This is a genomic window from Pseudomonas sp. UBA6276, from assembly GCF_002438365.1.
Lineage (GTDB): Bacteria > Pseudomonadota > Gammaproteobacteria > Pseudomonadales > Pseudomonadaceae > Aquipseudomonas > Aquipseudomonas coleopterorum.
Genome location: NZ_DJUS01000005.1, coordinates 1 through 12,913, shown reverse-complemented (window position 1 = coordinate 12,913; position 12,913 = coordinate 1). Strand labels below are relative to the sequence as shown.

General features: G+C 62.0%; 12 protein-coding genes and 1 pseudogene. 9 read left to right on the top strand and 4 right to left on the bottom strand.

Annotation, left to right across the window (positions count from 1 at the left end; all coding sequences use genetic code 11):
* Positions 1–66 precede the first annotated feature (66 nt).
* From B2V21_RS00635 to ppsR, 4 genes are all read right to left on the bottom strand, one after another.
* The gene (locus B2V21_RS00635) at positions 67–1,053 is read right to left on the bottom strand and encodes an alpha-L-glutamate ligase-like protein (protein ID WP_049858891.1); all 987 of its coding nucleotides are present in this window, start codon (positions 1,051–1,053) and stop codon (positions 67–69) included.
* On the bottom strand, positions 1,053–2,588 hold the full coding sequence (locus tag B2V21_RS00630; protein ID WP_049858890.1) for an inactive transglutaminase family protein: 1,536 nt from the start codon (positions 2,586–2,588) through the stop codon (positions 1,053–1,055). Before B2V21_RS00630 ends, B2V21_RS00635 begins: the two co-directional genes overlap by 1 nt.
* A gap of 5 nt (positions 2,589–2,593) precedes the next feature.
* Positions 2,594–3,136: an ATP-dependent zinc protease gene (locus B2V21_RS00625; protein WP_049858889.1), complete on the bottom strand. Its 543-nt coding sequence runs from the start codon at positions 3,134–3,136 to the stop codon at positions 2,594–2,596.
* 181 nt (positions 3,137–3,317) lie between these two features.
* Positions 3,318–4,136, bottom strand: a complete 819-nt coding sequence (gene ppsR, locus B2V21_RS00620; RefSeq protein WP_049858888.1) for a posphoenolpyruvate synthetase regulatory kinase/phosphorylase PpsR — start codon at positions 4,134–4,136, stop codon at positions 3,318–3,320.
* A gap of 172 nt (positions 4,137–4,308) precedes the next feature.
* On the opposite strand from ppsR, the gene ppsA reads away from it, so the two are divergent.
* The 9 genes and pseudogenes from ppsA to B2V21_RS00575 all read left to right on the top strand — a co-directional run.
* Positions 4,309–6,684: a phosphoenolpyruvate synthase gene (gene ppsA, locus B2V21_RS00615; RefSeq protein WP_286915724.1), complete on the top strand. Its 2,376-nt coding sequence runs from the start codon at positions 4,309–4,311 to the stop codon at positions 6,682–6,684.
* Between the two features lie 160 nt (positions 6,685–6,844).
* On the top strand, positions 6,845–7,831 hold the full coding sequence (locus B2V21_RS00610; protein WP_056843604.1) for an alpha/beta fold hydrolase: 987 nt from the start codon (positions 6,845–6,847) through the stop codon (positions 7,829–7,831).
* An 84-nt stretch (positions 7,832–7,915) separates the two neighbouring features.
* Positions 7,916–8,401, top strand: a complete 486-nt coding sequence (gene rraA, locus B2V21_RS00605; RefSeq protein WP_282347623.1) for a ribonuclease E activity regulator RraA — start codon at positions 7,916–7,918, stop codon at positions 8,399–8,401.
* A gap of 27 nt (positions 8,402–8,428) precedes the next feature.
* Positions 8,429–9,424, top strand: coding sequence for a zinc transporter ZntB (locus B2V21_RS00600; RefSeq protein ID WP_286915723.1), 996 nt, complete (start codon positions 8,429–8,431; stop codon positions 9,422–9,424).
* Between the two features lie 84 nt (positions 9,425–9,508).
* On the top strand, positions 9,509–9,754 hold the full coding sequence (locus B2V21_RS00595) for a hypothetical protein (RefSeq protein WP_049858883.1): 246 nt from the start codon (positions 9,509–9,511) through the stop codon (positions 9,752–9,754).
* A 3-nt stretch (positions 9,755–9,757) separates the two neighbouring features.
* Positions 9,758–10,582 (top strand): mechanosensitive ion channel family protein, encoded by an 825-nt coding sequence (locus B2V21_RS00590; protein WP_090359317.1) that lies wholly within the window; start codon positions 9,758–9,760, stop codon positions 10,580–10,582.
* Between the two features lie 103 nt (positions 10,583–10,685).
* Entirely contained in the window at positions 10,686–11,276 is a 591-nt protein-coding gene (gene sigX, locus B2V21_RS00585) for an RNA polymerase sigma factor SigX (protein WP_082484608.1), read from the top strand.
* Between the two features lie 104 nt (positions 11,277–11,380).
* Entirely contained in the window at positions 11,381–12,415 is a 1,035-nt protein-coding gene (locus B2V21_RS00580) for an OmpA family protein (RefSeq protein ID WP_049858880.1), read from the top strand.
* A gap of 149 nt (positions 12,416–12,564) precedes the next feature.
* Positions 12,565–12,913 (top strand): annotated as a pseudogene (locus tag B2V21_RS00575) (quinone-dependent dihydroorotate dehydrogenase); the annotation flags it as partial.

The following is a 12,913-nucleotide window of genomic DNA, read 5'->3' as shown; positions in this document are numbered from 1 at the left end:
GCCAGTGGCGGGGCTGGGATTGTAATGCACCCGGCCGCTCGTGTGCGGGCGGTGTGGCGTCCGGTCTCAGCTCGTCACGGCAGGCACGTGACCGAACAGCGCCTGGACGAACCGCGTGCGTTCTTCCACGGTTTCGACGAGGCCTTCGGCGGCCAGTTCTTCCAGGTGTTTTTCCACGGCCTGGGTGCGCAGGGTCAGGCCGCAATCGTTGGCGATCTGGATGTTCAGCCCGGGGCGGGCGTTGAGCTCCAGGATCAGCGGGCCTTTTTCCTGGTCCAGGACCATGTCGACGCCGATGTAGCCCAGCCCGCAGAGCTCGTAGCAGCCCGCCGCCAGACGCATGAAACCGTCCCAGTTGGGCAGTTGCACACCGTCCACCGCGTTGGTGGTGTCGGGGTGCTTGCTGATGATGTTGTTGAGCCAGGTACCGCGCAGGGTCACCCCGGTGGCCAGGTCGACGCCCACGCCAATGGCACCTTGGTGCAGGTTGGCCTTGCCGCCCGATTGCCGGGTCGGCAGGCGCAGCATGGCCATGACCGGGTAGCCCATGAGCACGATGATGCGGATGTCCGGCACGCCTTCGTAGCTGATGCTCTTGAAGATCTGGTCGGGAATCACCCGGTACTCGATCAGCGCGCGATCGCGGTGCCCACCCAGTGAATACAGGCCGGTGAGAATGCTGGAGATCTGGTGCTCGATGTCGGCGCGGCTGATGATCTTGCCCGACACGGTGCGAAAGCGCTCCTCGAAGCGGTCGGCGACCACCAGGATGCCGTCCCCGCCGGCCCCCTGGGCAGGCTTGACCACGAAGTCACTGCGCCCACCGATGATCTCGTCCAGACGGTCGATCTGTTTTTCCGTGGAAATCACACCGAACATCTCGGGCACGTGAATGCCTGCGGCGATGGCGCGCTCCTTGGTGATGATCTTGTCATCGACGATGGGGTAGAGGCTGCGCCGGTTGTACTTGAGCACATAGTCGGCGTTGCGCCGGTTGATGCCCATGATGCCGCGGGCCTCCAGCGCCTTCCAGGTCTTCCACAAACCGAACATCAGGAATCGGCCTGCTTGAGGAATGCCTTGAAACGGACCAGTTCGGTCAGGCGGTAGCCCCGGTAGCGGCCCATGGCGAGCATGAAACCGACCAGGATCAACAGGATCGCCGGGAAGGTGAACACGAAGTACACCAGTTCCGGAACGCTCATCAGGATGTGCGCCAGGGACGCGGCGAACAGCGTGCCCACGGCGACCTTCAGGGCGTGCCCGCTGCCGCGTTCTTCCCAGGTGATCGACAGGCGCTCGATGGTCATGGTCAGGATCACCATCGGGAACAGCGCCACCGACAGCCCGCGTTCCAGGCCCAACTTGTGGCTGAACAGGCTGATGGCGGCAATCAGCACCACGACGAAGGTGAGCACCACGGACAGCCTGGGCAGCATCTGCAACTTCAGGTGTTCCAGGTACGAGCGCAGTGACAGCCCCAGGGCGGTGATCACGGTGAACAGGATGATGCCGAAGCCCAGCTGGGTTTCGCGGAACGCCAGGGCGATCAGCACCGGGGTGAAGGTGCCCAGGGTCTGGATGCCGATCAGGTTGCGCAGGATCAGGATGACCAGCACGCCGATCGGGATCATCACCATGATCATGAAGGTCTGCTGGGTCTGCAGCGGCAGGCCGTAGAGGCTGTATTCGAGAAAGTCGGCGTCGGTGTTTTCGTCGGTCAGCTTGGCCAGGCGAATGGCGTTCATTTCGCTGTTGTTCATGGTGAAGGTCACGGTCGCCTTGCGTCCGCCCTCCACGCTGACCAGGTTCTCGTCGCCCGTCCACCACAGCAGGCGATCCTCGGGCAGGCCCTGTTCGCCGGTATCAGGGTTGAAGTACAGCCAGTCGCTGCCGTTGAAGCTGCGCAGCCACAGTTCCGGCGTCTGCGCCTGATCGGCCAGCAGGCGCACGGTGTGGACCTTCTCCATCGGCACGTGGGCGATGGACAGCAGCAGGTCGACGATCCGCGCCTTGTGCAGGGTCGAGGTGTCGCCGGCGAGCAGCAGCTTGACGTTGTCGTCGGCCAGGTTGTTGACTCGCTTGATGGTTTCGCCGACGAAGGTTTCGACGTCCGCCGAATGCTGGCGGATGGGTGCAAGCAATGCCTCGGCGGCGATCTTCTCCGGGCCTTCCACGGCCAGGCTGTCGCGGAAGATGGGCCCCTTGACCTTGGGCTTTTCACCGCTGTAGCGCTTGGTCAGCACGAGGCGGTAATACAGTGTCTGGTTGCCCGAGGCGCGGCGGGCCGACCAGGTCACCTTGCGGTTGCCGTCCAGGCGATTGACGCTGACCCCGTAGTTGTTGGAGATGAAGCTCTCGTTGAGGCTCACGTAGTCCCGGCTCAGTGGCGGCACGAACATCTGCACCTTCACCGGGTCCTTGGCGCTGGCGACGAACTCGACCTTGGCATCGATGTTCCACAGGTCGTCGGTTTCGTCTTCGGTCACCGGAATGCCGAGGACCAGAATCTGATAGGCCGTGATGGCGATGCCCAGAGCCACCAGCGCGGTGATCAGGATCTTCAGGTGCAGGGTTAGCGCGCGCATTGAAATTACTCTGCGATTTTGGCGACAGTGGCGCAGGCGGGTTTGCCGGCAGCGTGTTTGCGGCTGGGGTCGACCAGCGCATCGAAGCGGGTCAGCGCATCGGAGCCGATCAGCAGCGGGTAGTCGAATGCGGTGCGGTCGGTCAGGTTGACCTCGATGCGTCGCTGGGTGTGGCCCATGCACACGTCGAGTTCGATCACCGGTCGCTGGGTGTGAGTCTTGCGTTCCTGGGCGCTGCATTCGCAGTCATCGGCACGGCGCTTGATGGAGCTCATGCGCACCAGCGGCCGTTCGATGGGGTGGGAATGGGCGTTGTCGATGGCCAGATAGAAACGCACCCAGGATTGCCCGTTGCGCTTGAAGCGCTTGATGTCACGGGCGCTGAGCGAGGCGGTTAGCGCGCCGGTGTCGAGCTTGGCCGCGACCCGCAGGTCGATGTCGGTCAGCTGTGCGTATTCGTTCAAGCCGTAGGTGGTCTTTTCGGCGGCCAGGCTCAGGCCCGGAATGAAGAGGAGGCTGAGCAGGCGGGAGAGGGGCTTGAGAGTCATGAATTGAAATTATGAATACCGAATCGGACACCGCGAAAACGTTCCGCGGGTAACAGGAAGGGAGCGCTGCATTCTAGCACGGTGCTTTCATGCCGCCAGCGCATGCACCGCCAGGCGAGGCCTTGGAGTCTGGATCGATCCGAAAGTTCGCCCAGCGCCTGCCCGGTTTGCCTGGCGATAGCTACTTGAAGCGCCGCTCAACGCCTTTTTCGACGAGGATCTTCGCGGAGATTTCCTCCACCGAAAAATGCGTGGAATTGATGTTGGGAATGTTCTCCCGGCGGAACAGGCCTTCCACCTCGCGCACCTCGAATTCGCACTGGGCAAAGCTGGCGTAGCGACTGTTCGGCTTGCGCTCGTGACGGATCGCGGTCAACCGGTCGGGGTCGATGGTCAGGCCGAACAGCTTGTGCTGGTGAGCCTTGAGCGCGGGCGGCAACTGCAGGCGCTCCATGTCATCCTCGGTCAATGGATAGTTGGCGGCGCGGATGCCGAACTGCATGGCCATGTACAGGCAGGTCGGGGTTTTGCCACAGCGCGAAACGCCCACCAGGATCAGGTCGGCCTTGTCGTAGTAGTGGGTCCTGGCACCGTCGTCGTTGTCCAGGGCGAAGTTGACCGCCTCGATGCGCTCCATGTAGTTGGCGTTGTGGGCGATGGAGTGAGACTTGCCGACCGAATACGAGGAGTGGGCGCTGAGCTCCATTTCCAGCGGCGCCAGGAAGGTCGAGAAAATATCGATCATGAAGCCGTTGGAGGTGGCCAGGATCTCGCGGATGTCCTGATTGACGATGGTGTCGAAGATGATCGGTCGCACGCCGTCCTTGTCAGCGCAGTTATTGATTTGCTGTACCATGGCCCGAGCCTTGTCCACGCTGTCGATATAGGGCCGGGTGAACTTGCTGAAAGTAATGTTTTCGAACTGCGCCAGTAGACTTTGCCCCAGCGTTTCGGCGGTAATGCCGGTACCGTCGGAGATGAAGAATGCAGATCGTTTCATTGTGCGCCCCGGCCCTTAAGCAACTGACGATTCTTGGATATGATAGGCCCGATTGATGGCCAGCATTGCCAGGCATTCTCGTTCATTTCCAGGGCTGCGGCCACAGCCCCCGTGTGCGTTCATTCGCGCCCGGCACCCGAGCTTTTCCAACCCAGTCAGTGGAGAGATCACCTTGGTAGAGTACGTAGTTTCCCTCGATAAGCTTGGTAATAATGATGTGGAACACGTGGGGGGCAAGAACGCGTCCCTAGGCGAGATGATCAGCAACCTGGCCGGTGCCGGCGTGTCGGTCCCCGGCGGCTTTGCCACCACTGCCCAGGCCTATCGCGACTTCCTCGAGCTCAGCGGCCTGAACGAGCAGATCCACGCCGCCCTCGATGCGCTGGACGTGGACGACGTCAACGCCCTGGCCCGCACCGGCGCGCAGATTCGCCAGTGGGTCATGGAAGCCGAGTTCCCCGAGCGCCTCAACGAAGAGATCCGCATCGCCTTCGCTGAACTTTCCAAGGGCAATCCGGACATCGCCGTGGCCGTGCGCTCCTCGGCCACCGCCGAAGACCTGCCCGATGCCTCCTTTGCCGGCCAGCAGGAAACCTTCCTCAACATCCGCGGCGTCGACAACGTCATTCGCGCCGCGAAGGAAGTGTTCGCTTCGCTGTTCAACGACCGTGCCATTGCCTACCGCGTGCACCAGGGCTTCGACCACAAGCTGGTCGCCCTGTCTGCCGGTGTGCAGCGCATGGTCCGCTCGGAAACCGGTACCGCGGGGGTGATGTTCACGCTGGACACCGAGTCCGGGTTTCGCGATGTGGTGTTCATCACCGGCGCCTATGGCCTGGGTGAAACCGTGGTGCAGGGCGCGGTCAACCCCGACGAATTCTATGTGCACAAGAACACCCTGGAAGCCGGTCGCCCGGCCATCCTGCGGCGCAACCTGGGCAGCAAGGCGATCAAGATGGTCTACGGCGACGAAGCCTGTGCCGGTCGCTCGGTCAAGGTGGTGGACGTCGACAAGGCCGAACGTGCGCGCTTCTGCCTGACCGATGCGCAGGTCAGCGAGCTGGCCAAGCAGGCGATGATCATCGAGAAACACTACGGCCGGCCGATGGACATCGAGTGGGCCCAGGACGGTGACGACGGCCAGCTGTACATCGTTCAGGCACGGCCCGAGACGGTCAAGAGCCGCTCCAGCGCCAACGTCATGGAACGCTACCTGCTCAAGGAAAAGGGCACCGTGCTGGTCGAAGGCCGGGCCATCGGTCAACGCATCGGCGCCGGCAAGGTGCGCATCATTCACGACGTCTCCGAGATGGACAAGGTCCAGGCCGGCGACGTGCTGGTTTCCGACATGACCGACCCGGACTGGGAGCCGGTGATGAAGCGTGCGAGCGCCATCGTCACCAACCGCGGCGGCCGCACCTGCCACGCGGCGATCATCGCCCGTGAACTGGGCATTCCCGCCGTGGTGGGCTGCGGCAACGCCACCCAGTTGCTCAAGGACGGCCAGGGCGTCACGGTATCCTGTGCCGAAGGCGACACGGGTTACATCTTCGAGGGCGAGCTGGGTTTCGACATCAAGCAGAATTCGGTCGATGCCATGCCCGAGCTGCCGTTCAAGATCATGATGAACGTCGGCAACCCGGATCGCGCGTTCGATTTCGCCCAGTTGCCCAACGCCGGTGTCGGCCTGGCGCGCCTGGAGTTCATCATCAACCGCATGATCGGCGTGCACCCCAAGGCGCTGCTGAACTACGACACCCTGACCCCGGAAATCAAGGACAGCGTCGACAAGCGCGTGGCCGGCTACAGCGACCCGGTGAATTTCTACGTCGACAAGCTGGTCGAGGGCATCAGCACCTTGGCAGCGGCGTTCTGGCCGAAAAAGGTCATCGTCCGGCTGTCCGACTTCAAGTCCAACGAATACGCCAACCTCATCGGCGGCAAGCTCTACGAACCCGAAGAAGAAAACCCGATGCTGGGCTTCCGCGGGGCGTCGCGCTACATCAGTGAGTCGTTCCGCGACTGCTTCGAGCTCGAATGCCGGGCAATGAAGCGGGTGCGCAACGAAATGGGCCTGACCAACGTCGAGATCATGGTGCCGTTCGTGCGCACGCTGGGCGAAGCGTCGCAGGTGATCGACCTGCTCGCCGAGAACGGCCTGGCCCGTGGCGACAACGGCCTGCGCATCATCATGATGTGTGAGCTGCCTTCCAACGCGATCCTGGCCGACGAATTTCTCGAGTTCTTCGACGGCTTCTCGATCGGTTCCAACGATCTGACCCAGCTGACCCTGGGCCTGGACCGCGACTCGGGGATCATCGCCCACCTGTTCGACGAGCGTAACCCGGCGGTCAAGAAGCTTCTGGCCAACGCCATCCAGGCGTGCAACAAGGCCGGCAAGTACATCGGCATCTGCGGCCAGGGGCCATCCGATCACCCCGACCTGGCCAAGTGGCTGATGGAGCAGGGCATCGAAAGCGTTTCACTGAACCCGGACTCGGTCCTGGAAACCTGGTTCTTCCTGGCTGAAAAGGAAGGCGTCGCCTAAGCACCGCAACACCCAGACCGGTGTGTCCTCCCACACACCCGGTCCCCCGCAGCAGCGGCGCAAGCCGCGTAGCTTTTGATCTTGCTTTTCAAAGGCAAATCAAACAGCTACGCGGCGTGCGCCGCTGCTACGGTTTCATTCATTCAGATGCAAGTGCCCTATGCAAAGCAGCAGTACCCTCTTTCCCGTCGCGCTGCTCAGTGCCGAGCGTCGCGGCGACCTCAGCGAAGACATCTACCGCATCAAGGCCGCCAACAGCCCCGACCCCAGCGTCGAACTGGCGTTGACGCGCCTGGGCCTGGCCGATCAGCCCGGCGCCCGCGGAGTGCCGGTGATCCTCCTGCATGGCAGCTTTTCCAACCGGCGCTTCTGGTACTCGCCCAAGGGCATCGGCCTGGGGCCCTGGCTGGCGCGTCGTGGCTTCGATGTGTGGATCGCCGAAATGCGCGGGCACGGCCTGTCGCCGCGCAATCAGCACTACGCCAGCAACACCGTGGCCGACTATGCCCAGTACGATCTGCCGGTGATCGGTGCGTTCGTCGCCGAGGTCAGCGCCCAGACACCCCACTGGGTGGGGCATTCGCTCGGCGGTATCACCTTGGCAGCGGCCCTGGGAGGCGGCTATCTGCAAGGCGACCTGGCCGCCTCCGCAGCGCTGTTCGGCGCGCAGGTCAGTCGTCGCCACTGGCCACTGCGGATTCCACCCCTGAACTGGGCCGGTCGCTTGTTGCTCAAGCGCTATCCGCACATTTCCGGCGCTCGGCTCAAGCGCGGTCCGGAAGACGAGCCCGTGGGCGTCGGCCTGGAATGGCTGCGCTGGAAAGGCCTGTTCGGCCGTTTCGGCGACAGCCAGCGTGATTGGTGGGAAGGGTTGCACGAGGTGAAGCTACCGATCCTGGCTGTGGCCGCCGCAGGCGACCTGCAGGACCCGAGCTGGGCCTGCCGGGACCTCTTCGAGCAATTTGCGGGCAGCCATAATCAGTTCGTCAACCTGGGCCGCGGCGAGGGCTTCGGCGATGATTTCGATCACGTGCGCATGTTGGTCAGCCCCCAGGCCCAGGCCGAGGTCTGGCCGCTGGTCGGTACCTGGCTGAGCGACCCCTACCGGCCATTGCTGCCAGGTGCGACACCGTTGGCGGCGACCTGAGCATGGTCTAGGCTGTGATGGCCGCGCCGCGTCCGGCGCAGCTTTCCGGCTCTTGCAGCCGCCACTCGCCCGAGGAGCAACGCCATGCACTATCTGACCCCCGACCTGTGCGACGCCTACCCCGACGTCGAAGTGCTCGAACCGATGTTCAGCAATTTCGGCGGCCGCGACTCCTTCGGCGGCCAGATCGTCACCATCAAGACCTTCGAGGACAACTCGCGGGTGCGCGAGCAGGTCGCGCTGGATGGCACCGGCAAGGTGCTGGTGGTCGACGGCGGTGGCTCGCTGCGCAAGGCGTTGCTGGGCGACATGCTTGCGCAGAAAGCTGCCGAGAACGGCTGGGAAGGGCTGGTCATCTACGGGTGCGTGCGCGACGTCGACATGCTGGCGCAAACCGATGTCGGTGTTCAGGCCCTGGCCAGTCATCCGATGCCCACCGTCAAGCGCGGCCTGGGCGATCTCGACGTGAAGATCAGCTTCGCTGGCGTAACTTTCATTCCCGGCCACTATCTGTATGCCGACAACAACGGCATCATCGTCTCGCCGATGGCACTGACCATGCCTGAATGAGAATTTTCCATCAGTAACGGGGACACGATGTTCGAGGAAGAAAACGCGCAGTGGGGGCTGGTGCATGCTCTGGTGCTGGACGGCAAAGGCGGCGCGCGCTCGATTGCCCGAACCGAAATCGATGAATTGCAGCTGCAGCCTCACCAGAGCCTGTGGCTGCACTGGGATCGCAGTCATCCCCAGACCCGCAACTGGCTGCGCCGCAGCAGCGGCCTGAGCGAATTCGCCTGCGACCTGCTGCTCGAAGAGAACACCCGTCCACGCCTGGTGCCGCTGCCCGACGACGAACTGCTGCTGTTTCTGCGCGGGGTCAACCTCAACCCTGGTGCCGAACCCGAGGACATGGTTTCGGTGCGCATCTTCGCCCAGGCCCAGCGGATCATTTCCTTGCGCCTGCGGCCACTGCGTGCAACCGACGACCTGCTCGAACAATTCGCCGCCTGCAAAGGCCCCAAGACTGCTTCTGAACTGATTCTCTACCTGGCCCAGCACCTGACGGAAAAGGTTCAGGCATTGGTCGAGGGCCTCTCCGAAACCGTCGATCTGGAAGAAGACAAGCTCGATGCCGACGAGCGGTACACGCCCGAGCACGGCAGCATTCTGCAACTGCGACGTCGTGCCGCAGGACTGCGGCGATTCCTGGCGCCGCAACGTGATATCTATGGCCAGCTGGCGCGCAACAAGGTGCCGTGGTTCGTCGACGATGACGCCGATTACTGGAACGAGCTGAACAACAGCCTGACCCGCTACCTGGAAGAGCTCGAACTGGCGCGCGAGCGTGTCGGGCTGGTGCTCGAAGCCGAAGACCGGCGCCAGAGCGAGCGGATGAATCGCACCATGTATCGCTTCGGGGTGATCACCGGGATCTTCCTGCCGATGAGTTTTCTCACCGGTCTGCTGGGCATCAACGTCGGCGGAATACCGGGTTCGGACAACCCCTATGGCTTCACCATGGCCTGCGGATTGATGGTCGTGGTGGCGCTGGGGCAGTGGTTGTTGTTTCGCCGCTTGCGCTGGGTCTGATCAAGAATTTAACCTCTGCGCGGGACGATCGTTGTGACTCACCGTGCAACGGTCTCGTCTTTGAATGAAATTCGCGAGGTGTGCATGCCTGATCCGTTCGAAGAATCCCTGCGAGACATGCTCAACGCCCAGGCGCCGGGGCGCGACGATCGCGCCGCGCTGGGGCGGGTGCTCAAGACTGCCAATCGGCAAGTCGGCGCAGGTGACCTCTTCAGCCTCATGGGGCGTTGGGGGCAGGCGTTCATGATCGCGGTGAACAGTGGTTCGGCGAATATCGCGCCGGTGTCGCGTCGTAAAAACTCCGCCGCTGCTGCGGATAAGGCTGATTGATCAATGGAACTGGATCCCTGGACCCAAAGCCTGTTTGCGGCGATGACCGCTTTGTGGACCAAGGTCGCCAACTTCATCCCCAACCTCTTCGGTGCGTTGGTCGTGGTGATCCTGGGTTTCCTGGTGGCAAAGCTGCTCGATACCTTGTTGTCCAAGCTGCTGGCCAAGTTCGGCCTCGATCGCTTGATGGCCGGTACGGGCCTGACCAAGTTGCTGGGCCGTGGCGGCCTCAAGGTGCCGATCTCGACCCTGATCGGCAAGATCGTCTACTGGTTCGTGCTGTTGATCTTCCTGGTGTCGGCCGCAGAGTCGCTGGGGCTGCAGCGTGTGTCGGCGACGTTGGACATGCTGGCGCTGTACCTGCCCAAGGTGTTCGGTGCCGCCCTGGTGCTGCTGGTAGGCGTGCTGCTGGCGCAACTGGTCAACGGCGTGGTGCGCGGCGCGGCCGAAGGGGTCGGGCTCGACTATGCTGCAGGTCTGGGTCGGGTGGCTCAGTGGCTGGTGATCATCATCAGCATTTCGGTGGCCATCAGTCAGCTGGAGGTCAAGACCGACCTGCTGAACCATGTGATCGTCATCGCGTTGATTACCGTTGGTCTGGCCGCAGCGCTGGCGATGGGGCTGGGCAGCCGTGAAATCGCCAGTCAGATACTGGCCGGAATCTATGTGCGGGAAATGTTTCAGGTAGGCCAGCAGGTGCAGGTTGGCGAGGTCGAGGGGCAGATCGAGGCGATCGGCACCGTCAAGACGACGGTCCTGACCGACGACGGCGAACTGGTCTCGATGTCCAACCGCGAGTTGCTGGAGCAGCGGGTGAGTAGCCGATAGGTCAACGTTTTGCTAATGTATGCCGCCGCAAAAAGGCTGAGCGATCATGCCGTGGCGGACACTGACCTGACCTTCGGGGACCTGACCTTCGGGCCGACCTGTTTTGAATAAAGTACATACGCTGCCCGTGCGCTACGACCCCCGCGAGCTCTCTGACGAGGAGTTGGTGGCGCGTTCGCACGAGGAGCTGTTCCATGTTACACGGGCGTATGAAGAGTTGATGCGTCGCTACCAGCGAACCCTTTTCAACGTCTGTGCAAGATATTTAGGGAACGATCGTGACGCTGACGATGTCTGTCAGGAAGTGATGCTGAAGGTGCTGTACGGGCTAAAGAATTTCGAGGGAAAGTCGAAATTCAAGACGTGGCTTTACAGCATCACCTATAACGAATGCATCACGCAGTACAGAAAGGAAAGGCGAAAGCGCCGCTTGATGGATGCCCTGAGTCTCGATCCGCTCGAGGAGGCATCCGAAGAGAAGGCGCCCAAGCCGGAGGAGCGCGGTGGTCTCGACCGTTGGCTGGTGTACGTGAACCCGATCGATCGGGAGATTCTGGTGCTGCGATTCGTCGCCGAGCTGGAGTTCCAGGAGATCGCCGACATCATGCACATGGGCTTGAGCGCCACCAAAATGCGGTACAAGCGGGCTTTAGATAAGCTCCGCGATAAATTTGCAGACCTGTCCGAAACTTAGTTCGGCGCAAAGGTCTCTAACGTATCGGCAAGGTCTGCTAGACTTGTCGTCGAGCTGCCCCTGGATTAGGGGCGCTTAACAATCACCAGATGGGGATTTAACGGATGAAACTGAAAAACACCTTGGGCCTTGCCATTGGTTCTCTTGTTGCCGTGACTTCGTTCGGCGTATTGGCACAAGGCCAAGGCGCAGTCGAGGTGGAAGGCTTCGCCAAGAAGTACATGACTGACAGCGCCCGTGACTACAAGAACGACGGCAACCTGTTCGGTGGCTCGATTGGCTACTTCCTGACCGACGACGTTGAACTGGCTCTGTCCTACGACGAAGTCCACAACATCCGTAGCGATGCTGGCAAAAACATCAAGGGCGCTGATGCCGCTCTGGACGCTTTCTACCACTTCGGTACTCCAGGCGCCGGTCTGCGTCCGTACGTCTCCGCTGGTTTCGCACACCAGAGCATTGGCCAGGACAGCGGTGGTCGTGACCACTCCACCCTCGCCAAGCTGGGTGGCGGCGCCAAGTACTACTTCACCGAGAACTTCTACGCCCGTGCCGGCGTTGAAGCTCTGTACAACATCGACAAGGGCGACACCGAGTGGGCTCCTGCCGTCGGCGTTGGTGTGAACTTCGGTGGCGGCTCCAAGCCTGCTCCAGTCGCTGCTCCAGCTCCAGTAGCTGAAGTTTGCGCTGACTCCGACAACGACGGCGTCTGCGACAACGTCGACAAGTGCCCTGACACCCCTGCCAACGTTACCGTTGACGCTGATGGCTGCCCAGCCGTTGCCGAAACCGTTCGCGTTGAGCTGGACGTCAAGTTCGACTTCGACAAGTCGGTCGTGAAGACCAACAGCTACGGCGACATCAAGAACCTGGCTGACTTCATGAAGCAGTACCCACAGACCACCACCACTGTTGAAGGTCACACTGACTCCGTCGGTCCTGACGCTTACAACCAGAAGCTGTCCGAGCGTCGCGCCGCTGCTGTCAAGCAAGTGCTGACCGGTCAGTACGGTGTTGAATCCAACCGCGTTCAGTCGGTTGGCTACGGCGAAACCCGCCCAGTGGCTGACAACGCCACTGACGCTGGCCGCGCTGTAAACCGTCGCGTAGAAGCTGAAGTAGAAGCTCAAGCTAAGTAATTAGCGACCGCTTCAACGAAAAGCCCGGCTCAGGCCGGGCTTTTCTTTGCCTGCGATTTGGTGGCCGGCAGGGGAGTCGGCATACCTAACCAGGTCCGAATCTGGCACAATCGCACCCCTCTATCGCTTCCACCGAGCTCAGCCCGCCTATGTACACTCTGGCCCGCCAGCTGTTATTCAAACTGTCCGCAGAAACCTCCCACGACCTGTCGCTGGACCTGATCGGCGCTGGTGGCCGCCTGGGCCTCAACGGTCTGCTTACCAAGCCGCCGGCACGCCTGCCGGTGACGGTCATGGGGCTGCAGTTCGATAACCCGGTCGGGCTGGCGGCTGGGCTGGACAAGAACGGCGCGGCCATCGACGGTTTCGCTCAATTGGGTTTCGGTTCCGTCGAAATCGGGACGGTGACCCCGCGTCCGCAGCCAGGCAACCCCAAGCCCCGGCTGTTTCGTCTGCCGGAGGCTACGGCGATCATCAATCGCATGGGCTTCAACAACC